This is a genomic window from Pseudidiomarina homiensis (genome assembly GCF_003987225.1).
GTDB lineage: Bacteria > Pseudomonadota > Gammaproteobacteria > Enterobacterales > Alteromonadaceae > Pseudidiomarina > Pseudidiomarina homiensis.
In genome coordinates, this window is record NZ_PIPX01000001.1 from 775,569 (window position 1) to 797,978 (window position 22,410).

General features: G+C 50.8%; 18 protein-coding genes, 8 tRNA genes and 1 other annotated feature. Of the genes, 14 read left to right on the forward strand and 12 right to left on the reverse strand.

Features of this window, described 5'->3' with window-relative positions; all coding sequences use genetic code 11:
* The first annotated feature begins 114 nt into the window (after positions 1–114).
* Positions 115–211, forward strand: a sequence feature (Trp leader region).
* A gap of 79 nt (positions 212–290) precedes the next feature.
* The 6 genes from CWI70_RS03670 to trpA are packed head-to-tail and all read left to right on the forward strand — an operon-like array spanning position 291 to position 6,889.
* Positions 291–1,853 carry an anthranilate synthase component 1 gene (locus CWI70_RS03670; RefSeq protein WP_126772683.1) on the forward strand — a complete coding sequence of 521 codons (1,563 nt, stop codon included), beginning with the start codon at positions 291–293 and terminating at the stop codon, positions 1,851–1,853.
* Positions 1,850–2,461: an aminodeoxychorismate/anthranilate synthase component II gene (locus tag CWI70_RS03675; protein WP_126770670.1), complete on the forward strand. Its 612-nt coding sequence runs from the start codon at positions 1,850–1,852 to the stop codon at positions 2,459–2,461. Before CWI70_RS03670 ends, CWI70_RS03675 begins: the two co-directional genes overlap by 4 nt.
* Positions 2,461–3,465 (forward strand): anthranilate phosphoribosyltransferase, encoded by a 1,005-nt coding sequence (trpD, locus tag CWI70_RS03680; RefSeq protein ID WP_126770671.1) that lies wholly within the window; start codon positions 2,461–2,463, stop codon positions 3,463–3,465. Before CWI70_RS03675 ends, trpD begins: the two co-directional genes overlap by 1 nt.
* Positions 3,458–4,846, forward strand: a complete 1,389-nt coding sequence (trpCF, locus tag CWI70_RS03685) for a bifunctional indole-3-glycerol-phosphate synthase TrpC/phosphoribosylanthranilate isomerase TrpF (protein WP_241967815.1) — start codon at positions 3,458–3,460, stop codon at positions 4,844–4,846. The genes trpD and trpCF overlap by 8 nt, the downstream gene beginning before the upstream one ends.
* On the forward strand, positions 4,839–6,056 hold the full coding sequence (gene trpB / locus CWI70_RS03690) for a tryptophan synthase subunit beta (RefSeq protein ID WP_126770675.1): 1,218 nt from the start codon (positions 4,839–4,841) through the stop codon (positions 6,054–6,056). Before trpCF ends, trpB begins: the two co-directional genes overlap by 8 nt.
* Positions 6,053–6,889, forward strand: a complete 837-nt coding sequence (gene trpA, locus CWI70_RS03695; RefSeq protein WP_126770677.1) for a tryptophan synthase subunit alpha — start codon at positions 6,053–6,055, stop codon at positions 6,887–6,889. Before trpB ends, trpA begins: the two co-directional genes overlap by 4 nt.
* Here trpA and CWI70_RS03700 read toward each other — a convergent pair.
* Complete coding sequence (locus CWI70_RS03700) at positions 6,816–7,742, reverse strand: TIGR01777 family oxidoreductase (protein ID WP_126770679.1); 927 nt, start codon at positions 7,740–7,742, stop codon at positions 6,816–6,818. The two genes, trpA and CWI70_RS03700, sit on opposite strands and share 74 nt — an antisense overlap.
* A 114-nt stretch (positions 7,743–7,856) precedes the next feature.
* On the opposite strand from CWI70_RS03700, the gene CWI70_RS03705 reads away from it, so the two are divergent.
* Entirely contained in the window at positions 7,857–8,411 is a 555-nt protein-coding gene (locus CWI70_RS03705; RefSeq protein ID WP_126770681.1) for an inner membrane-spanning protein YciB, read from the forward strand.
* Positions 8,392–9,258, forward strand: coding sequence for an alpha/beta hydrolase family protein (locus tag CWI70_RS03710; protein ID WP_126770683.1), 867 nt, complete (start codon positions 8,392–8,394; stop codon positions 9,256–9,258). The genes CWI70_RS03705 and CWI70_RS03710 overlap by 20 nt, the downstream gene beginning before the upstream one ends.
* A gap of 7 nt (positions 9,259–9,265) precedes the next feature.
* Here the strand turns inward: CWI70_RS03710 and CWI70_RS03715 are convergent, their stop codons facing one another.
* Positions 9,266–11,779, reverse strand: a complete 2,514-nt coding sequence (locus tag CWI70_RS03715) for an ABC transporter permease (protein WP_126770685.1) — start codon at positions 11,777–11,779, stop codon at positions 9,266–9,268.
* Entirely contained in the window at positions 11,769–12,449 is a 681-nt protein-coding gene (locus CWI70_RS03720; RefSeq protein WP_126770687.1) for an ABC transporter ATP-binding protein, read from the reverse strand. The genes CWI70_RS03715 and CWI70_RS03720 overlap by 11 nt, the downstream gene beginning before the upstream one ends.
* 2 nt (positions 12,450–12,451) lie before the next feature.
* Between CWI70_RS03720 and CWI70_RS03725 the strand changes: the two genes are divergently transcribed.
* The gene (locus tag CWI70_RS03725; RefSeq protein ID WP_126770689.1) at positions 12,452–13,075 is read left to right on the forward strand and encodes an arylesterase; all 624 of its coding nucleotides are present in this window, start codon (positions 12,452–12,454) and stop codon (positions 13,073–13,075) included.
* A gap of 131 nt (positions 13,076–13,206) precedes the next feature.
* On the opposite strand, the gene CWI70_RS03730 is transcribed toward CWI70_RS03725, so the two are convergent.
* The 6 genes from CWI70_RS03730 to gltX all read right to left on the reverse strand — a co-directional run bounded on the left by CWI70_RS03730 (position 13,207) and on the right by gltX (position 15,940).
* Positions 13,207–13,282: transfer RNA gene (locus CWI70_RS03730), tRNA-Glu, on the reverse strand.
* A 108-nt stretch (positions 13,283–13,390) separates the two neighbouring features.
* Positions 13,391–13,466, reverse strand: a tRNA-Glu gene (locus CWI70_RS03735).
* A 107-nt stretch (positions 13,467–13,573) separates the two neighbouring features.
* Positions 13,574–13,649 (reverse strand) — tRNA-Glu (locus CWI70_RS03740).
* Between the two features lie 27 nt (positions 13,650–13,676).
* Positions 13,677–13,752 (reverse strand) — tRNA-Ala (locus CWI70_RS03745).
* A 135-nt stretch (positions 13,753–13,887) separates the two neighbouring features.
* Positions 13,888–14,517 (reverse strand): carbonate dehydratase, encoded by a 630-nt coding sequence (can, locus tag CWI70_RS03750; protein ID WP_126770691.1) that lies wholly within the window; start codon positions 14,515–14,517, stop codon positions 13,888–13,890.
* A 10-nt stretch (positions 14,518–14,527) separates the two neighbouring features.
* On the reverse strand, positions 14,528–15,940 hold the full coding sequence (gene gltX, locus CWI70_RS03755; RefSeq protein ID WP_126770693.1) for a glutamate--tRNA ligase: 1,413 nt from the start codon (positions 15,938–15,940) through the stop codon (positions 14,528–14,530).
* 226 nt (positions 15,941–16,166) lie between these two features.
* Here gltX and CWI70_RS03760 point away from each other — a divergent pair.
* Together CWI70_RS03760 and CWI70_RS03765 are read left to right on the forward strand one after the other, a co-directional pair.
* A tRNA-Val gene (locus CWI70_RS03760) sits at positions 16,167–16,242 on the forward strand.
* A gap of 29 nt (positions 16,243–16,271) precedes the next feature.
* Positions 16,272–16,347: transfer RNA gene (locus CWI70_RS03765), tRNA-Val, on the forward strand.
* A 50-nt stretch (positions 16,348–16,397) separates the two neighbouring features.
* Here the strand turns inward: CWI70_RS03765 and CWI70_RS03770 are convergent.
* Genes CWI70_RS03770 through CWI70_RS03780 form a run of 3 tightly spaced genes read right to left on the reverse strand, consistent with a single transcriptional unit; the run spans position 16,398 to position 20,292 of the window.
* Complete coding sequence (locus CWI70_RS03770; protein ID WP_126770695.1) at positions 16,398–16,886, reverse strand: DUF2919 family protein; 489 nt, start codon at positions 16,884–16,886, stop codon at positions 16,398–16,400.
* A gap of 2 nt (positions 16,887–16,888) precedes the next feature.
* Positions 16,889–18,913, reverse strand: coding sequence for an excinuclease ABC subunit UvrB (gene uvrB / locus CWI70_RS03775; RefSeq protein WP_126770697.1), 2,025 nt, complete (start codon positions 18,911–18,913; stop codon positions 16,889–16,891).
* Positions 18,913–20,292, reverse strand: a complete 1,380-nt coding sequence (locus CWI70_RS03780; RefSeq protein WP_126770698.1) for an MATE family efflux transporter — start codon at positions 20,290–20,292, stop codon at positions 18,913–18,915. The genes uvrB and CWI70_RS03780 overlap by 1 nt, the downstream gene beginning before the upstream one ends.
* Before the next feature lie 169 nt (positions 20,293–20,461).
* On the opposite strand from CWI70_RS03780, the gene CWI70_RS03785 reads away from it, so the two are divergent.
* The 3 genes from CWI70_RS03785 to CWI70_RS03795 all read left to right on the forward strand — a co-directional run bounded on the left by CWI70_RS03785 (position 20,462) and on the right by CWI70_RS03795 (position 22,407).
* Positions 20,462–21,676 carry a pyridoxal phosphate-dependent aminotransferase gene (locus tag CWI70_RS03785; protein ID WP_275540745.1) on the forward strand — a complete coding sequence of 405 codons (1,215 nt, stop codon included), beginning with the start codon at positions 20,462–20,464 and terminating at the stop codon, positions 21,674–21,676.
* Between the two features lie 534 nt (positions 21,677–22,210).
* Positions 22,211–22,287: transfer RNA gene (locus tag CWI70_RS03790), tRNA-Asn, on the forward strand.
* Positions 22,288–22,330: 43 nt separating this feature from the next.
* Positions 22,331–22,407 (forward strand) — tRNA-Asn (locus CWI70_RS03795).
* Positions 22,408–22,410 lie beyond the last annotated feature (3 nt).

Genomic DNA, 22,410 nt, shown 5'->3' on the forward strand with positions numbered 1-22,410 from the left:
GCCTGCCGTTGTCCCCGTAAATTAGCTTCCAAAGTTATTAGACAACTTCTTTTTTGGATTAAATTGAGTAACGTGATGAACACCTTTGTACCAGCGCAAGCTACACAATCAGCACAGTGGTGGTGGCATTTCCCGAACTAGCGGGCGATGCATCTGTGCGTGTTTACACGTCGATTCATGAGAAACCCGCTGCATCAGCGGGTTTTTTATTGCCCGCGCAGTCATTAAACAACGACAAGGGCAAAAAAGTGCATTTTGAAAATCAACTAGGCTACTACCAGACGTTGCACATGCAACTTCCGTACAGCGCAACAACGCAGCAGCTGTTTGCGACCTTGTGTGGTAATAAGCCGCACACATTGCTGCTTGATTCAGCCGAGATTCAGTCGCGCCAACACCTTAAAAGCCTGTTAATGACACAAGCGTCACTGCAAATCACCTGTCGTGCACAACAGGTCACCTTGCGCGCATTAACTGCCAACGGTGCCCAATTATTACCCTTCATGGCACAACAACTTGCGCCCTATGCCAAGTGCACTGGCAATAGCGATAGCCTCCAGTGTTATTTCAACGCCGTAACCACTCAGGATATCGACGAGGTGCAACGCCTACGGCAAGCTTCAACAGAACACGTACTACGTATTTTGCAACAACAGCTCAAGCCGTTGGCGGCGAGTCACGACCATGACTTTGCGCTGTTTATCGGTGGCGTGTTTGGCTATGACTATATTGCCAGTATGGAAGATTTACCTAAGGTTCCTACTGGCGCAAATAGCTGCCCAGATTATCAGTTTTACCTTGCCGAAAGTTTGGTTGTGATCGATCACCAAGCGCAAACAACAGAGTTGCTTGCAACCCTTCTTAGTGGTCCTGAATCGGCCAATTATTACCCGCGAATCGCGGCGCAACTTGGCGAAATTGCAGCACATTGCCAACTACCGGCACTGCCAGCGGCCAACCACGCGACGACCGCGCCCAAAGACCGGTCGGTGAGCGCTTCACCTAGCCGCCCAACATACGCCAGCTGGGTGCAGGAACTGCAAGAGCACATTGCCGACGGTGATATTTTTCAGGTGGTTCCGTCACGTCAGTTCAGCTTAGCCTGTCCCGATAGTTTGGCGGCCTACCAACAACTGAAAGCAAGCAACCCATCGCCGTACATGTTCTACCTGCAAAGCGACGACTTTGTGTTATTCGGTGCATCGCCAGAGTCGGCGCTCAAGTACACTGCGCAGACCAATCAAGTTGAGCTTTACCCTATTGCCGGCACGCGGCCGCGGGGAAAAAACAACGATGGCACTATTAATCCAGACTTGGACAGCCGTTTGGAGCTTGAACTTCGTTGTGATCAAAAAGAGCTAGCAGAACACCTCATGCTGGTCGACTTAGCGCGCAACGATCTTGCACGCATCGCCCAACCGGGTACGCGCTACGTTGCTGACCTGTTGCAAGTCGATCGCTATTCGCATGTTATGCACTTGGTCTCACGGGTGGTCGCGCAACTGGATGATGAGCTTGATGCGCTCCATGCCTACCGTGCTTGTATGAACATGGGTACCTTGGTGGGTGCACCGAAAGTAAGCGCTGCTCGGCTCATTCGCCACTACGAACAACAACGCCGCGGTAGCTATGGCGGCGCTGTTGGCTACCTTAATGGGCGTGGTGATATGGATACCTGTATTGTTATTCGTTCCGCCTTTGTTAAGGACGGAGTGGCTCACGTCCAGGCTGGTGCGGGCGTCGTCGCTGACTCGGTCGCTGAAGCCGAAATCGCCGAAACAGAAAATAAAGCGCGCGCTGTGATCGCCGCTATCCAAGCAACGTATTCAAGTGAAATGGAGGCGCCGGCATGAGCTCAGCACGCATTATTTTAATCGATAATATTGATTCCTTTAGCTACAACTTGGTCGACGAACTGCGCCAACTTGGTTATCCACTAAAGGTGTATCGCAACACGGTTTCGCTAGCGACTATTAAGGCTGAGCTCGATAGTTTTAGAGGTCCACAATTGATTTGCTTATCACCTGGACCTGGCCACCCGCGCCAAGCAGGGAATTTAATGGAAGTCATTGATTATGCCCGTGGGCGTTATCCGCTACTCGGCATTTGCTTAGGCTTTCAAGCGTTGCTCGAGACTTATGGCGCAAAAGTGCAACGGTGCGGCGAAACCTTACATGGCAAGAGCTCTTCTATCCGCTGTCAGTCCCATGCGGTTTTCGCTGAGTTACCCAATCCTCTGGTGGTCGCTCGTTATCACAGCCTTGCGGGTTATGACTTACCCGACGAAATTGAAGTTCTCGCAGACGTCGAGGCCGCCGGACAAGTCATTCCTATGGCAGCCTATTTCCCGAGCCACCATGCGGTCGGCTTTCAATTTCACCCAGAATCTATCTTAACTGGGCGCGGCACACAGTTGCTTGCGCAAAGTGTCAACTATCTACTTACCACGGAGCTGCAGTAATGGAAGTCATCAAACAACTACTCGCTGGTGAGAGCCTCTCACTTGAGGTAACCGAGCAACTCTTTGATCGACTCGTCAAAGGTGAACTCAACGAAATTCAAATCACCGCCCTCCTCACCGCCATGAAGATGCGCGGTGAACAGCCGCAAGAAATGGCTGGGGCAGCCTTAGCTTTACGCCGTGCGGCAAAGTCTTTTAAACGACCTGCGCGCTTAATTGTGGATAGCTGCGGCACTGGTGGTGATGGCAGTAACACCATTAATATCTCGACGACCGCCGCATTAGTCGCCGCGAGCATGGGGTTGACCGTCGCTAAACATGGTAATCGCAGTGTATCGTCACGGTCCGGTTCAGCGGATGTGCTTGAGAGCTTAGGTTTGTCAGTTACCCAAGATCCGGAGATCGCAGCTGAACAACTTGATCGCTTTAATTTTTGTTTTCTGTTTGCACCGCATTACCACCCCGGCATTCGTTACGCCATGCCAGTGCGCCAAACATTGAAAACCCGAACGCTATTTAATCTGCTCGGTCCGCTAGTGAATCCCGCCAGTCCTGACGTGCAACAGTTGGGAGTGTATGACCCAGCATGGTTACGCCCACTCGCGGAAACCCTGCGTTTATTAGGATGCCAACGGGCGATGGTGGTACATGGTTCGGGCCTTGATGAAATCGCTTTACACGGCACCACACAAGTGGTCGAATTACGCGATAATGAACTGCATGAATACCAACTTAGCCCTGCGGACTTTGGCGTTGCACAAGCGCCAGTAAGCGAGTTACGTGGCGGCGACGCAGACTTTAATGCCGCTGCCCTGATCAAAGTCCTCTCCGGCGAGGCGCCGGTAGCTCAACGTGATGCGGTTGCCATCAGTACCGCCGGTTTACTTTACTTAGCCGGCCACTATGCAACGTTGCAAGAAGCCACCCAAGCGGTCATTGCCCACCTGGCAAGTGGTAAAGCCATGCAACACTTGCAGCAGTTACAGGAGTTTAATCGTGGCTAAAAGTATTTTAGACACCATTGTTACGCGCCGTCGCGGGCGTCTTGTTGAACTAGCGCAGCACTACTCTGAACCTGCCTTACGGGCAAGCTTGCGCCCGAGCACGCGAAGTCTTGCCAGCGCTTTAGCAAAACCGCGTAGCAGCTTTATTCTGGAGTGTAAGAAGGCATCGCCATCAAAAGGGCTGATTCGTGAACAGTTTCATCCAGTCCAAATCGCCCAGACCTACGCACGTTACGCCGATGCCATTTCGGTCCTCACCGAGCCCGACTTTTTCCAAGGTGACTTCGCCTATTTAAGTGCGGTAAGCGCCAGTGTTGACGTGCCTGTTCTATGCAAAGACTTTATTGTTGAGCCCTTGCAAGTCTTGCTTGCTCGCCATTTTGGTGCCGACGCTATTTTGCTGATGCTGTCGATCCTCGACAATGAACAGTATCGACAACTCGCGAGCTTAGCCGCTGAACTGCAACTCGACGTGCTTACTGAAGTGAGCAATGAAGAGGAAATGGCGCGGGCGAAACAACTTGGTGCGACCATCATCGGCATCAATAACCGTAACCTGCATGATCTTAGTGTTGATCCGCAGCGTAGCAAAACACTCAGCAAGTTGGCGCCGCAAAATGCCTTACTCGTGGCTGAATCAGGGTATGCCAACAATGAACAAGTACGGGACAGTGCGCCATTTGTCGACGGCTTTTTAATCGGCAGTGCGTTAACCGCACAAGCCAACATCGATCAGGCCTGCCGCGAGTTGGTGTATGGTAAGCACAAAGTTTGTGGGCTCAGCAAACCACAAGATGCAATGGTCGTGCGCGCAGCAGGCGCGGCCTATGGTGGACTCCTATTCGTCCCCTCTTCGCCGCGCGCGGTAACCGTTGCACAAGCAGCGGAGCTTATCGCTACCGAACCGCAATTAGCATGGGTGGGGGTGTTTGCCGATCAACCACTGGACAACATCGTGGCGAGCGCCAAGGAGCTGAAACTTCATGCCGTGCAACTCCACGGCCATGAAGATGTTGATTACGTAACGCAATTACGTCAGGCGTTGCCCGCCACAGTGGAAATTTGGCGCGCGTTATCGGTTGCACCACCGTTTCAACTGCCCGCCATTGGTGCTGACTTTTATTTGCTTGATAACGTCAGTGGTGGCAGCGGACAGCAGTTTGATTGGGAGTTGTTAAGTGAGCTCACCGAGGACGAGCGGCAACGCTGCATTCTCGCTGGCGGTTTAGGGCCAGCAAACTTAGTTGCGGCCCAAACCACTGGGCTGACACGGTTTGATTTTAATTCACGCCTTGAACGCAGCAAAGGCGATAAAGATGCAGGTTTAATTCTGCAGCTCTTTCAACACATTCGACAGTATGGGAAAACAAACCATGAGTGATAACCCAGCGTACTTTGGCGAATTTGGTGGCCAGTTTGTGCCAGAAATTCTTTTGCCGGCGCTCGACCAACTCGAGCAGGCTTTTAACGATGCTCAGCAAGATCCTGAGTTTCAAAAAGAGTTCAGTGACCTATTAAAAAACTATTTGGGGCGCCCGACACCCGTCTCTTTGTGTCGCAACCTACCGGTGGATAGCCCAAACGGCACAAAAATCTACCTTAAGCGTGAAGACTTGTTGCACGGCGGCGCCCACAAAACCAATCAGGTACTCGGCCAAGCGTTACTGGCGAAGCGTATGGGCAAGCATCGCATTATTGCAGAAACTGGCGCTGGCCAGCACGGTACCGCAACAGCATTAGCCTGCGCCCTGCTCGACTTAGACTGCACCATCTACATGGGCAAAAAAGACGTCGAACGCCAACAACCGAACGTATTTCGGATGGAGCTGATGGGTGCCAAAGTGGTCCCCGTCGATACTGGTAGCGGTACACTCAAAGATGCTGTCAACGAAGCCTTGCGCGATTGGACTGCAAGCTACCATGATACTCACTACCTGCTCGGCACCGCGGCGGGCCCACACCCATTCCCTACCATCGTGCGTGAATTTCATCGCATGATTGGCGCCGAAGCCAAGCGGCAGATCCTTGAACAAGCCGGGCGCTTGCCTGACGAAGTCATTGCCTGCGTCGGTGGCGGTTCCAACGCGATTGGCATGTTCGCCGATTTCATTGATGAAAAAGACGTCGCCCTCGTCGGCGTGGAGCCTGCCGGGAAAGGTGTGAAAACGGCTCATCACGGCGCAACCCTAACGGCTGGCAAGCCAGGCATTTTACATGGCTGTAAGTCATTTCTAATGCAAACCGACGAAGGCCAGATTGAAGAAAGCTACTCCGTTTCTGCCGGGTTAGATTACCCAGGCGTCGGCCCACAACACGCTTACTTACTGAGTATTGGTCGCGCACGCTATGAATCCGTCACTGACGATGAAGCGCTCGAAGCCTTTAAACTGCTAGCTGAAAAAGAAGGGATTATTCCGGCGCTCGAGTCGGCCCATGCGCTTGCCTACGCCATCCGTCGCGCGCAAGAGCCCGATGCACCCGAAATACTCTTACTGAATCTGTCAGGCCGTGGTGACAAAGATATTGACCATGTACGTCGCATATTTGCTGCGCAGGCCGAAGCTCAAAAGGGAACGGAGGACCGCTCATGAGCCGCTATCAAGCCATGTTCAATAAACTCGAAGCTGCCGACCAAGGCGCTTTCGTTCCTTTTGTAACGCTGGGTGACCCTAATCCAGAACAAAGTCTTGCGATCATCGATGCTTTGGTTGCTGGCGGTGCTGATGCACTTGAGTTGGGCTTTCCCTTTTCAGACCCCGTGGCTGATGGCCCTACCATCCAAAAAGCCGCGATTCGTGCATTAAGCGCGGGAACCAAAATTGCCGACTGCTTTGCCATGTTGAGCAAAATACGTAGCCGTCATCCGGACATTCCGGTCGGTTTGCTCGTCTACGCGAATCTAGTGGCAAGTTCAGGGCTCGAGCGTTTTTACCAACGCTGTGCTGAGGCTGGTGTCGACTCGGTTTTGATCGCTGATGTACCAGCCCGTGAAAGTGGTCATTTTATCGCTGCAGCCAAAGCGAGCGGCATTGAACCTATTTTCATCGCGCCGCCAGATGCGAACGCCGAACGCTTACAACGCATTGCGGAACTAAGTGAAGGCTATGTGTATTTGTTAAGTCGCGCTGGCGTCACTGGCGCCGAGACCGGTATGCAGCGCCCTGCTACGGCGGTCATTGATGCCCTGAAAGACGCCAATAGTGCACCGCCTTTGCTCGGCTTTGGTATTGCCAAACCGGAACATGTTAAGGCTGCCTTAGCAGCAGGTGCGGCGGGTGCCATCAGCGGCTCAGCTGTGGTGAATATTATTGCCGAACATCTCGATAACCCGCAGCGGATGACCACCGAACTTACGAACTTTGTGGCCGCGATGAAGGCGGCAACAAACAATCGCGCAGCGCTACTGCAGGGCTCGGATAGTTAAATTCAAAGCCAGCTTGCTGTAACCTGGCCGGCACCACCCGCTGGCCAGTCAGCAACATTTGCGACATTTCACCCAACAGCAACTTGAGCGTCCAAGCAGGCACCCGCATAAAATGCGATTTGCGTAAAACTTTCGCAATCGTCTCACTAAACTCTGCCTGCGGTACGGGCTCTGGTGCAGTGGCATTGTAAATACCGTGGCAACTGTCTTGCTCAAGCAAAAACTCAAGCAGTCGCGCCATGTCTTGCAAATGAATCCACGAAAAGTACTGTTTGCCTGAGCCCAACGGCCCACCAAGGCCTAACAAATAAGGCGGAAGCATTTTTTGTAAGGCACTTCCCTCACTTGCTAAGACCACCCCAGTACGCACAATACACACGCGCGTTTTTTCCGATTGCGCAGCTAAGGCAAGGCGTTCCCATTCGGCACAAAGTTGCTGGGCAAAATCCTCGGGGCGTTCGACCACCTCATCCTCGGTCATCGTTTGGCTACCTTGGTCACCGTAATAACCAATCGCAGAACCACTGATGAAAACTTGCGGCGGCGTATCACTTTGTTGAATGAGTTCAGTAAGCTGACGCGTTATCCCCCAGCGACTTTGTTGAATACGTAGTTTTTGTCGCTCACTCCAACGTTTGTCAGCGATACCCTCGCCCTGCAAGTTAATCACACCGTAGAAATCACCAATGTTTTGTACTTCGTCTAAACTCGCTAAAGCGTGCACTCCTTTACCGAAATGCTCGATCGCGCGCTTCGGTTTGCGGCTTAACACCGTGATGCTATAGCGCTCACGCAGTCGCTTGACGAGTTCTGTACCAATCAAGCCGGTACCACCGGTGATTAAAAGTTTCATGCAATCTTTCCTCGTTCAGCTACCTTTCTCTTTAATAGAGTGTAGTCATTGCTGGTAGTCGACAACAAACTTTTCTGGCAAACTCGAACACATAAAATGTGAACGGAAACCACCATGCTGTTTGTACTTGAATATTTACCTATTGCGCTGTTTTTTATTTTCTACCTATTGGGCGACATTTTTCTTGCCACGGGCGTGCTCATGCTCGGTACGGTGTTACAGATCATCGCCCTTAAGTTTATGCGCGAAGTGATCACGCCGCGCCACTGGATCATTCTCTGGATGGTACTCATTTTTGGGTCCATCACGTTATTTCTACACGACGAATGGTTCATTAAGATCAAAGTCAGTGTCATTTACGTCGCCATCGCTTTGTTTTTGCTCATTGGTCAGCAGTGGAAAAAACGCAGCCCACTCCAGCAATTCTTGGGCGAAGAGATTAATTTGCCTGATTTCGCTTGGCGGCGGCTTACCTACGCATGGGTCATTTTCACCTTGGCCCTCGCCGCAGTAAACCTGTATATCGCGCAATACATGAGCCTTGATGCCTGGGTGAATTTCAAAGTGTTCGGTACCTTAGGTGCGACCTTGGTATTTACCATTTTCACCGGTGCTTACATGTTCAAGCATCACACTGATCGCGACAAGGATGCGGAAGAAATTGAGTAAGCCGTTCACCCTTGAAAGCGCAGCCGGCAGGCACATCACCGTTCACCATTTTAGTGCTGATAACGCCCAAAAGGTGGTGATCATGGCACCTGCCATGGCCGTGCCGCAAAGCTATTATCATGACTTCTGTCAGTGGCTCGCCCAGCAGGGTTATCACGTCTTAAGTTTTGACTACTACGCGATTGGCGCGAGCCACGGTGAGCAGCTGCGTCAAGTTGACAGCACCATCACCGACTGGGCACGTTACGACGCGCAAGCCGTATTAAATTATGCACTTAGCCATTTTTCAGTACCGGTGGTGTGGTTTGCGCATAGCATTGGCGGGCAACTATTCGGCATGTTAGAGCGGCACGATGAAGTTGAACGCATGGTCACCGTCGCAACTGGTACCGGCTACTGGCGCGACACCAAACCAAGTTTAAAGTACAAGTCATGGGTGTTGTGGCACGGTATTGTGCCCTGGTTATTACCGTTGGTGGGGTACTTTCCTGGCGTGCGACTTGGGATTGTCGGCAATGTACCCCGCAGTGCCATGGCACAGTGGCGCAAATGGTGCTTGCACCCTGATTATTTGGTTGGTGCCGAAAACCTATACCAGCGCTACGCCGAGGTGTCGACGCCAATCATTAGTTTGGCATTTAGTGACGATGAGCTGCTCACCCAGCGTAATATCACGGCTATGCACGACTTTTACGCGAATGCACCACAACGACGGCACTTTGTCACACCGGCACAGCTTGAAGTGGACGCCATTCGGCACTTTTCGCTCTTTCGTCCACGTGCGCAAGAACTTTGGGAAAAGTTGCTAGCGCCGCAATTGACGGCGACGCTACCAACCAAAGACTAGCTCGGCGCTAAGCTAGGCGCCGAATCAACTGCGCCGTATTGCGACGGATCAGTCGCGCACAAGCCAAACGGCCCATGAGCCCCACAATCACTGCCCCAGCCAGCGGTCCCACCAACCAGAAACGCCAGTGGAACGTCGCGCCAAGCTCAAACACTTGGGTTTGTAAAATGTACAAGGACAGTTCCATCGCTAGCGTTGCAATAAGCCCGCTGATAGCGCCGAGAATCACGAACTCGTAGGTAACCGCGCGACTCAACAGTTTCGCCGGTGCACCCAGGGTACGTAAAATCACTAGTTCTTTTTCGCGCTCCTCAAGTGACGCCTGCACCTGTGCTAACAGCACCAAGATACCGGCAACAATCACTAGAATTAAGACAAAAAGAATGGCCACACTGACCTGTTCAATCACGTCCCGTAACTGATCCATAATTGCATCAAGATCGATCAGCGACACCTGTGGGAATGGCTTAAACAATTCATAAAGCTCTTTCTTACGCTCTTCCGGCAAGTTAAAGCTCGAAATATAAGTCGCGGGAAAGTCTTCTAGCGTCGAAGTATTGAAGATCATGAAGAAATTGGGTTGTAACGAGCCCCAGTTGACTTCACGCACACTGGTAATCGGCACTGTGAATACCTCACCACCGATATTGAACTCAAGTTCATCGCCAACGCCAACACGCATTCGCTCAGCCACCTCACTTTCGATCGACACCTGTGGCTCAGCATTGTCGCCCCACCACTCGCCAGCAACCACTTCGTTATTCGGTGGAAGAGTGTCACGCCAAGTCAATGACAATTCTCTGCCAAAGCCTTCACGTTGCTCGCTTTGCACTTCGGCATCACTTTCACGTTCTTCTTTGCTAACTTCATCCACCACTGGCACGCCGTTCACTGCCGTCATCCGCCCCGGCACGATGGGGTACATGTCGTCAGCTTCGACGTTACGTTCCACAAAGCGTTGCTGGAGCTGCTCGACATCACCTTGGGCAACATTCACGAGAAAATAATTCGGCGCATCGTCGGGCAATTGCCGTTGCCAATCCGCCAACAATTCATGCCGCAGCGCAAGTACCAATAACAACAGCATGATGGCGGTGGAAAAGCTTAGCATTTGCACACTGTTCGCTTGTGCGCGTCGTTGCAGTCCGGCCATAGCGAGGCGCCAAGCACTGCCCGCTTGCATACCTGCTTGCCGACTCGCACGAATAAACAAACGACCGACCAGCAGCAACAAAACGGCGGCCAGTGCACCGCCAACAAACAATGCCGTTGATAAGAGCCATTGTTGGCTGTAGAGCCATAACAACAGGTATATGGTGCCGCCTGAAGCTACCCAATGCAGCCAGCGTAGGCGATCCGTACCAGTTAATTGCCGATTCAGTACCCGTAATGGTGGAATGCCAACCAGACGTAGTAGCGGATAGAGCGTGAACATTACGGCACTGACCAAGCCAGTACCAATGGCTAACAAATAACCACGTCCGCTGCCAGCCGGTAAGTTTACATCGAAATACTTGGCAACGAGATCAACCACTTGGCTTTGAATTAACCAGCCTAGCACCACGCCAATGCCGATACTGAAGGTGGTCAGTAACAGCAAATGCAGAATGAAAATCTTTTGAATTTGACGACGCTGTGCACCCATAGTTTTGAAAATCGCCACCACGTCATAGTTACGTTGGCAGTAGCGCTGCGCTGCGACAGCAACAGCAGTTGCCGCCAATACCACACCTAACAAACTGGCTAACAGCATAAAGCGCTCAGCACGACGCAAACTGCGCGCTAGCGGCGAGTCACCGTCTTCAACGCTACGCCAATTGTGGGTATCGTCATTGAGTTGCGGACGCAACCATTCTTCGTAGGCGTCAAGCGCAGCGGCATCACCGGCGTAAAGGACATTAAAGCGCACGCGACTGCCCGGCTGAATCAACCCCGTAGCATCAAGCTCGGCGTAGTTGATTAAAACGTTTGGGCTGTCGGTAAAAACCGAGAAACCTACATCAGGCTCATAAGTCAGCACCCGTGTTACATTGAAATCACTATCACCGATTTCAATGGTATCCCCGACTTCTAGCTGCAGCTCTTGGAACAAAGCTGCTGCCACCCAAGCTTCTCCGGCAGCTGGGAGACCTGTTGCCAGTCGATCTTGTGCATAAGGCTGGTCGGCCACGCGGAGTTCGCCACGCAGCGGATAACCGTCACTCACCGCCTTAACGTCCACCAATGCCAGCTGTTCACCAGCAAATGCCATGGAATTAAAGACCACGCGCTGAGCGGTCTGTAAGCCTTCATCTTGCGCCCTTGAAATCCAGTCTTCACTGACTTCACGACGCGAACTTAAGACGCGATCAGCCGCTAAAAACTCAGCGCTACGCTCGGTAAGCCCGGCCTGAAGGCGATCGGTAAACAATGCCAATGACAATACCGCTGTAACCGACAACACAATGGCCGCAGCCATAATTGTCAATTCTCCGCGGCGTAGTTCATGCTTTAATAGCCGCCACGAAATCTTATGCCACATCGCGTTCCACCTCGGTTAGTTGCCCAGCTTCCATACGCAACACACGCTGGCAACGCTCAGCGAGTTCGCTGTCATGCGTCACCATCACTAAGGTAGTACCCGACTCTTCATTCATCTGGAACAACAGGTCTTCCACTTTATGCCCCGTAGCAGCATCCAGGTTGCCGGTCGGCTCGTCAGCAAATAAAATCTTTGGAGTGCCAACAAAAGCACGCGCAATCGCAACCCGCTGCTGTTCGCCACCAGAAAGTTGATTTGGGTAATGGGTTAAGCGATCGCCCAAGCCAACCTTGGTAAGTAGCTCACGAGCTTGCTTTTCGGCATCCTTGTTGCCCGCCAACTCGGCTGGCAACATAACATTTTCGAGCGCAGTCAAACTTGGGATCAATAAGAAGGATTGAAAGATAAAACCAATTTTATCCGCACGAACTTTCGCCCGTTGTTCTTCATCCAAATCGCCCAAATTTACGTTATCTATAGAAACATTACCGGCACTAGCGAGGTCCAAGCCTGCAAGCAAACTTAATAGTGTGGATTTACCTGAACCCGAAGCGCCTACAATGGCAACGGTTTCGCCCGCAGTAATTTGCAGGTCAGTGGGTTGCAAAATGTGTAAAATACCCTCACTAGTTTCTACATCTTTTTTTAATCGAGTGGTTTGAATAAGCATCTATGAAAAACTTCCTAGTTAAATTGGGTTTAATTCTGTTCGTCGTTGTCCTTATACGTCCAGTTTCGGCAAATGTCTCACTGGTCGTGCTCGGCGATAGTCTTAGTGCCGGTTATGGCATGTCACAAAAGGAATCATGGGTAGGCATCCTACAGCAACGCTGGCAACAGACCTACCCCTCCATCACGCTCGTCAATGCGAGCATCAGTGGCGATACCACCCAAGGTGCCTTAAACCGCCTCAACGGAGTACTGGAGACCCATCAACCCGATGCGGTCTTTATTGAGCTCGGTGGTAATGATGGCTTACGTGGTTTCACGCCTATGGCAATTAAATCTAATTTGTTACAAATCATTGAGCGTTTGCAAGAGCAAGACATCAAAGTTGCGGTGAGTCAGGTGCGGATTCCGCCGAACTACGGTCGCCGTTACAGCGATATGTTTGCTGATATTTTCCCTGACGTTACGGAAAGCACTAAGACGTTATTGATTCCATTTTTCATGGAACAGATTGCGGTGAAGCCTGAATTGATGCAAAACGACGGAATTCATCCGAATCGTGAAGCTCAGGACGACATTGCGGACATCATGGAACCGCATCTACTGGAATTATTAGGAAAAGACTGAGAGCTAAAAGCGATGTTTGCTATTTGCTGTTTGCTGTTGGTTTAAACAAACAACGAAGAGCGAGCGCAGTGAGCGGACGAACAGTGAGGCGAAGCCGAACGGACGAATAACGAATAACGGTTTTGGAAGTGTGGCGTCCCCTAGGGGATTCGAACCCCTGTTACCGCCGTGAAAGGGCGGTGTCCTAGGCCTCTAGACGAAGGGGACCCTGGACTAAACTGCGATGTTTGCTATTTGCTGTTCGCTGTTGGTTTAAACCAAAAACGAGAAGCGAACGCAGTGAGCGTGCGAATAGCGAACAACGTTTTAAATTGTTGGCGTCCCCTAGGGGATTCGAACCCCTGTTACCGCCGTGAAAGGGCGGTGTCCTAGGCCTCTAGACGAAGGGGACCCCGGACTAAACTGCGATGTTTGCTATTTGCTGTTCGCTGTTGGTTTAAACAAACAACGAAGGGCGAACGCAGTGCGCGTGCGAATAGCGAACAACGGTTTTGAAAGTGGCGTCCCCTAGGGGATTCGAACCCCTGTTACCGCCGTGAAAGGGCGGTGTCCTAGGCCTCTAGACGAAGGGGACGCAGTCTTCCAAACCTATCAAAGTATGTGGTGGAGCTAAGCGGGATCGAACCGCTGACCTCTTGCATGCCATGCAAGCGCTCTCCCAGCTGAGCTATAGCCCCAGTACCCTGACAGCGGGGCGAATTCTATGGTAAATCGTTGCTAACCGTCAACCCTTTTTTTCGGCAATTTGAATCGTTTGCTAAAAAATTAGGCAGTTCGCACAAATGCTCACCAGCGAATGGGAAAAAACCACCCTACTCGGCAAAATGATAGATACGCTCAAGGGATTCACGATCTTGTACGGTAACTTCCATATCGCGCACTAAACCGTCTTCTAAACTGTAAACCCAACCGTGAATCGCCAACTCTTGACCACGTTCCCAGGCGTTCTGCACGATAGTGGTTTTTGCCAAGTTACGCACTTGCTCAATCACGTTAAGCTCACACAAACGATCAATGCGTGCGCTCTCGTCTAACGCTTCAAGCTCCAAATGGTGATCACGGTAAATGTCTTTGATCGGGTACAGCCAGTGATCGACAAGACCATGCGTACAGTTTTCGGTGGCTGCTCGCACGCCACCACACCCGTAATGCCCGACCACCAAAATATGCTTCACCTGCAAGGCATCCACGGCGTACTGAACCACGGATAAGCAATTAAAGTCGGTTTGAATAACTTGGTTAGCCACATTGCGATGCACAAAAAGTTCACCGGGTGCCATACCTACCACTTGATTCGCCGGAACCCGGCTATCGGAGCAACCAATCCACAAATACTCAGGGCTTTGCTGGGCCACAAGATCCGCAAAAAATTGCGGATCTTCTTCGATCATCAATTTCGCCCATTCTTTGTTGTTGGCAATCAGTTGCCGAACTTTTGGCATTCGAATTTTCCTATTGTTGCGCTTGTTCGCGCTCCATAATAAACGAAATTGCACGGGCGATGCGGGCAACCACTTGCTCTTGATCAAGAAGTTCTAAAGTTACATCCAGCGAGGGAGAGTTGCCTGAGCCAGTTGCCGCCACACGTAATGGCATCCCTACTTTACCCATGCCAACACCTAAGTCATCGGCAGTTGCTTGAATCGCGGCTTGAATGTGCTCCGCATTCCATTCGCTTACGCTGGCCAAACGGTCTTGCACTGCTTCTAAAGCTTCGCGTGCGACTGGACGTAAGTGTTTTTTCGCTGCGGCTTCATCAAAGCTTTCGTACTCTTCATAAAAATAACGCGCTGAGCTGGCCATTTCTTTCAGCGTTTTCACGCGGTCCGCCAGCAACGGAATAATTTTTTCCAGCGCAGGGCCTTTACTGACGTCAATGGCTTGATCGCTGAAATGCCACTGTAGATGCTCAGCAACGTCACTTACTGGCAATGCTTTCATGTAGTGCTGATTCAACCAATTCAACTTCTCAGTATTAAAAGCAGAGGCGGCTTTGTTGACGTCATCGAGTTTAAACTTCTCGACCATTTCATCGACGCTGAAAATCTCTTGGTCACCATGGGACCACCCCAATCGCACCAGATAATTCAACACCGCTTGTGGTAAATAACCGTCATCGCGGTATTGCATCACACTTACCGCACCATGACGCTTCGATAGCTTCTTACCGTCGTCGCCAAGGATCATGGATACATGCGCATACTCAGGCACTGGAGCGCCAAGCGCTTGTAAGATATTAATCTGGCGCGGTGTGTTGTTGATGTGATCTTCACCACGCACCACATGGGTGATGTTCATTTCCCAATCGTCAATCACCACACAGAAATTGTAGGTTGGTGTACCGTCACTGCGAGCAATAATCAAATCATCTAACTCGGTGTTGGCAAATTCGATCGGTCCGCGAATGTGGTCATTAAACTTGACTGAGCCCGCCTGCGGATTGCGAAAACGAATCACGTAGCGATCACCACCCACATTAGGGTTATCACGACAGTGGCCGTCATAACGCGGCTTCTCGCCCTTCGCCATTTGCTCTTCACGCATTTGTTCAAGACGCTCAGTAGAGCAATAACACTTATAAGCTTTATCTTCTTCAAGCAGCTTATCAATGTAGTGTTGGTAGCGGTCAAAACGCTTGGTCTGATAAAACGGGCCCTCGTCCCAATTCAAACCTAACCATTCCATACCTTCTAAAATGGCATCAATGGCTGGCTGTGTGGAACGCTCACGATCGGTATCTTCAATTCGTAGAACAAACTTTCCGCCAGCAGCTTTTGCTACGAGCCATGAGTAAAGCGCTGTACGTGCGCCACCAACGTGAAGATAACCAGTTGGGCTTGGGGCAAATCGAGTTACGACCGTCATATTAGTTGCTTTCTCCGCATCATTCGGGTTATTTTGCTGCGTAGTTTAGCAATAACTGGGGGTAGCCGCATCACTGGTTTTGCGAAAAGCGAAGGACTTTTTAGCTGAATTGCTCGAAACTCGCGCGAATCGGTGAAAAAGACAGCAAACAGTACTTGCGGGTATTATTTTTTGTTGACAGGCTTGCTAAGCGCCCTATAATACCGCCCCGCAACGCAGAGAAAACGGATGGTTAGCTCAGTTGGGAGAGCACCGCCCTTACAAGGCGGGGGTCACTGGTTCGAGCCCAGTACCATCCACCACTCTTTAACTTCTCTGCAGACCGATCCCAGGATGGTTAGCTCAGCTGGGAGAGCACCGCCCTTACAAGGCGGGGGTCACTGGTTCGAGCCCAGTACCATCCACCACTTCCTTGAAGCACCGCTGTTCGTAGCCCGTAGTTCTACTACGGGGCAGATTACCCCTTTTCGCGATGTTGGTCACTTGCCAACAACTGAAAAAACCGCCGTAAATGCCGCGAATACAACAACAACCAAAACGCCACTAACCACGAAAAAATAATCAACGCTTTCACAAAAGCAAAATGTGGCCAATTGCCCGCAACCAAACTTACCAGCAGTACACCATCAGCCAACCAGCTCGCCCACAATAGCCATGGCGCTATTCGAGCAAACTTAGGCACCCAACCCGGCAACTCATTCTTCATTTGGGTCAACATCACTAGCACAGCCAACGCCGGTAAACCAACGCTCAGCGTCAGTACAAATTGTTCCGTATTCGCATAAAAAAACTGCAACAGCCGACTGCGATCTTCACTAAAGGTCAGCGAGATAATCCAAGCAATGTAGCCACGCAAGAACAACGCCAGCACAAACACCAACGCTAGCGGTGTTTTCAATTGACCATCATTGGTTAGATAACGCTCGTCGCCGAATTGCAGTTGCATCCCTACCCCAATAACTTAATGCGTTCGCGCAGCTTCGCGACATCATCACGCAATTGCGCAGCCTTTTCAAACTCAAGGTCTTTGGCAGCTTGGTACATCTCTTTTTCTTTTTTCTCGAGGACCTTCATGATCGCCACGGGATCATTCAGATTAACATCGTATTTAGCTTCGGCCTCAGCGATGGCTTTGCGTTCATCATAGTTGCGCCGACGTTGCCGTGCACCACCCAAGTCCATCACATCGGTGACGCGTTTATTCAAACCTTGCGGAGTAATGCCGTGTTCTTCGTTATAGGCGATCTGCTTCGCGCGACGGCGTTCGGTTTCATCCATAGCGCGCCGCATTGAGCCGGTAATTTTATCGGCATAAAGAATGGCTTTACCGTTCACGTTTCGGGCGGCACGCCCCATGGTCTGAATCAGTGACCGATCAGAACGCAAGAAGCCCTCTTTATCGGCATCAAGAATCGCCACTAAGCTGACTTCCGGCATATCAAGGCCTTCACGCAGCAAGTTGATACCTACTAGCACATCAAATTCGCCTAAGCGCAGGTCGCGGATAATTTCCATACGTTCCACGGTGTCGATATCGGAATGTAAGTAGCGTACCTTGATGCCATGCTCGTCCAAGTAATCACTGAGATCCTCAGCCATTTTCTTCGTCAAGGTGGTCGCCAACACACGTTCATTGCGTTCCACGCGCTCACGTACCTCAGACATCAAGTCATCCACTTGCGTTGCCACTGGACGCACTTCAATCGTCGGATCAACGAGGCCCGTTGGACGCACAACTTGCTCAATAACTTCGCCGGCCGACTTTTCCAGTTCATAGGGACCGGGTGTCGCAGTCACATAAACGCGCTGCGGTGCAATGGCTTCAAACTCTTCAAACTTCAACGGCCGGTTGTCGAGCGCCGATGGTAAGCGAAAGCCATAATTGACGAGGTTCTCTTTACGCGACCGGTCACCTTTGTACATAGCACCGATTTGCGACACGGTAACGTGCGACTCGTCGATAATCATCAAGGCGTCGTCTGGCAAATAATCCAATAACGTTGGTGGCGGCTCGCCAGGTGCACGGCCCGACAGATAGCGTGAGTAATTCTCGATCCCCGAGCAATAGCCCAGCTCGAGCATCATTTCAATGTCGTATTGCGTGCGTTGCGTGATGCGTTGCTCTTCGATTAATTTATTCGCATCGAGCAACTGCTGACGGCGTTCTTTGAGCTCTTCTTTGATGCTCTCGATGGCTTTTAATAAGGTTTCACGTGGCGTGACATAGTGCGTTTTCGGGTAAATCGTCGCGCGCGCTACGTCAGCTTGCATGACCTGCCCGGTCAACGGCTCGAAAAAGCTAATACGGTCGATTTCGTCATCGAATAATTCCACCCGAACCGCCATTTCATCCGATTCAGCCGGAAAAATATCAATCACTTCACCACGGACGCGATAAGTACCACGCTCAAACGCGGCATCGTTACGTTTGTATTGCAATTGTGCCAGGCGGCGTAAAATATCACGTTGGTCAATGATGTCACCACGGCGCAGATGCAGCATCATTTTCATGTACGACTCAGGGTCGCCCAAGCCATAAATACATGAAACGGATGCGACCAAGACGACGTCGCGACGCTCCATCAACGCCTTGGTAGCCGACAAGCGCATTTGCTCAATGTGGTCGTTAATCGACGCATCTTTCTCGATAAAGGTATCGGTCGTTGGCACATAGGCTTCAGGCTGGTAATAGTCGTAATACGACACAAAGTATTCGACTGCATTGTTCGGAAAGAACTCTTTCATTTCACCGTACAACTGGGCCGCCAACGTTTTGTTGTGCGCAAGGATCAGCGTTGGTCGCTGGATCTTCTGGATCACATTCGCCATGGTAAACGTCTTGCCCGAACCTGTTACGCCAAGTAAGGTTTGGTGCGCCAACCCCGCATCGAGATTATCAACAAGCTTTTCAATTGCCTGCGGCTGATCCCCAGCGGGTTGGTAATCGGAAACCAGTTCAAAAGCACGCGCCATTACACAGCCTCCTGTTGCGAATTTTGCACATCTTGTGCCCATTCTTTCTGCAAGAAACGTCTAAACCAATACCATGCCAACATTGCAGTGATAAAATTAGCAACCACACCACCAATGAACAGCCCCGTCATATCCGCCAGTAACGAGCCGATATAACTTAGTGGTACAAACATGACAAAGAGCCGGACAATACTCAGCCAAAGCGCTGACATCGGCGCATGCATGGCATTGAAGCTCGAATTGGTCAAGATGATAACGCCCTGCATACCGTAGCCTAACGGCATGATGTAAATAAACAAACGAATCAAACGCGCTACTTCAGGGTCATCGGTGAACACCATTGCAATATAAGGCGCGGTCACCAACAGCAGTAAGTAGATACCGAGTTGCAGGACAATCACTGCGCGTAGCGCGGTGGTGTAGGCGTCCTTAACACGTTGGAACTGCATCGCCCCAAAGTTCTGGCTAATCAGCGGGGGTAAACTCATCGACAGCGCCAAAATGATCACGCTAGCTAAGGACTCAAGTCGCGTGCCTACCCCAAAGGCCGCAACCGCCGGTGCACCATAGCCAGCAATAATGGCTGTGAGGACGGCCATCGCAAGTGGAGTCAACATATTAGCGCCGGCGGCCGGCATGCCAATCGCTAAAATTTGTCGCGCTGACCGTAACGGATGCGCATCTTGCGGAACTTTAAGACTAATCAGGTCCTTGTACTTCAGATACCACAGCACCAAGACCGTACCGATGGTCCAACTGATAAGACTCGCTAATGCTGCTCCTTGCACGCCCAAAGCGGGCACGGGACCGAGACCAAAAATCAAAATCGGATCAAAAATCGCGTTGAGCAAACCGCCGGAGGCCATAATCAATGAGGGGGTTCGGGTATCGCCCGACGAGCGCAAAACTGCGTTCCCGACCATTGGAATCACCAATAACGTCGCCCCAGCGAACCAAATGTACATGTAGTCATGAATCAGTGGCAACAGTCGCTCTTGTGCCTGTAGCGCAGCAAAAATCGGATCCATTAACAGCAAGCCCACTACCGACAAGCTTGCCACTAACAACGCCGAAGCAACTAACGCAATGGTGCCGTCAAAACGCGCGTGTTCTTCGCGCCCGGCACCACGTTTACGGGCTAACACCGCGGAGGTACCAATCCCAAGACCAATCGCCAAGCTAACCACGGTAAAGGTGACAGGAAAGGTAAAACTGACCGCGGCCAACGGGTCGGTACCCAGCATACCAACAAAGAAAGTGTCGACCACATTGAAACTGATCAAGGTCAGCACCCCTATGATCACTGGCCACGTCATCTGCCACAACGTGCGTGGGATAGGGTCATTTACCAAAGATCGTGCCGATACTGCTGACGCCATTGAGCTTCCTAGAGTGTTTGCGCGGGTCAAATATAAAGTCACCTAGTGTAACGGATATCGTTTTTAGGCGCCATGTAAGCGCGGAAAATTCAAGCTAGATCCACTTCCGATCATGGACAACAATCAGTGAGGATCATATAGTACATACCTTCTTACGAACCACCTGCTTATGTTAGATCCACAGGAAATCGCCGTGAACTACACATTGTCTGATCGTGTTAATGCAATCCAACCCTCTCCTACCCTTGCTGTCTCGCAAAAGGCGGCCGAACTTAAAGCTGCTGGCCATGATGTGATTGGTTTAGGTGTAGGTGAACCTGATTTTGATACGCCTGACTTCATCAAAGAGGCCGCCAAGCAAGCCATTGATGCAGGCTACACCAAGTACACTGCGGTAGATGGTATTGTCGAGCTTAAACAAGCGGTCATCGACAAGTTTAAACGCGACAATCAGCTTACTTATGAAAAGAATGAGATCCTGATTTCTGCGGGTGGTAAGCATAGTATTTTTAATCTACTCAGCGCATGGCTGAATCCCGGTGATGAAGTCTTGGTGCCAGCCCCTTATTGGGTGTCATACCCAGACATGGCGAAGCTCGTTGGCGCCGAGCCTAAGTTTATTCAAGCTGGCATTGAGCAACGCTACAAGATCACCCCGGAGCAGTTGGCGGCGGCAATTACGCCAAAAACCCGTTTACTGTTTTTGAATAGCCCATCGAATCCAACTGGCACCGCTTACACCAAAGAAGAGCTCGCAGCGCTTGCTGAGGTGTTACGTCAGCACCCACAGGTGTTAATTGCCAGCGATGACATGTACGAACATATTCTCTGGGCAGATTTTCCGTTTGCCAACATCGCCATGGCGGCACCTGACCTTAAAGATCGCATCGTACTGCTCTCGGGGGTTTCTAAGGCCTATGCCATGACCGGTTGGCGAATCGGGTACGCAGCTGGCCCAGCGCCACTCATTGCAGCCATGAAGAAGATTCAGTCACAGAGTACCTCAAATCCTGCAAGCATCAGTCAATATGCAGCGCTCGCAGCGCTAAATGGCGACCAAAGCTGCATCGATACCATGATCAAAGCGTTCAAAGAACGTCATGATTATTTGGTGAAAGCCCTGAATGACATCCCTGGCGTTCGTTGCATTGAGGGCGACGGTACCTTTTATACCTTCGCTAATATTGAAGAAATGATGAAGGCTAAAAACCTAAGTACCGATGTTGAATGGTGTGAGGCGCTGTTAAACGAGAATAAGGTTGCATTAGTACCTGGTTCTGCGTTTGGCGCCCCTGGTCACTGCCGTTTGTCATTTGCAACCGACTTAGACACCTTAAAAGAGGCTGTCGCACGCATTAAAGCATTCGCAAGCAACGTCCGTTAACAAAGACGACAGTCCTGTCATATGAACTTTTTATAACAAAGCCTGAAACAGCTTCGTTTCAGGCTTTGCGAGCTGTCAAAAATTCACCAAAGTTATGAAGAAATACACAACCCCTGTTGCTTTGCTATACAGTTTTTAGTTTGTGTAAATGTATTTGGGCGCAAATCAAAGACTTACTGTAACCTTATGATTTTAAAGGGATTAAAAATCAAGAGTTACTTTTTAAGCAACCTCTTAATTCCGCCCTACAGCACGAGTTTCAAGGCTTCTCACATATTTGCCCACAAGGTTATCCACAGATTTAGTGGATAAGATCGGCAACCCCACGAGTGGCGCGAGTTTGCCCTCACTGTGGATAACCGCGACCGATTGCGTATTATGAGTTATGTTATAGTCGCAACGCTTTTTACGACTTGACAAAAACAATTCTCAGAGCCCCTGCACATAAAACGTGCAAACGCGCATTTTTGCTTGTTTTTACTATTGACAGCCCGCGCGGGCACCTTTAACATTCGCATCCGTTGTTTGATGTGTTCCCCAGTAGCTCAGTTGGTTAGAGCGGTGGACTGTTAATCCATGTGTCGTTGGTTCGAATCCAACCTGGGGAGCCAGCATCATCATTCAATAGCATTAAACAACACATTCCCTATCGATTCCCCAGTAGCTCAGTTGGTTAGAGCGGTGGACTGTTAATCCATGTGTCGTTGGTTCGAATCCAACCTGGGGAGCCAAGC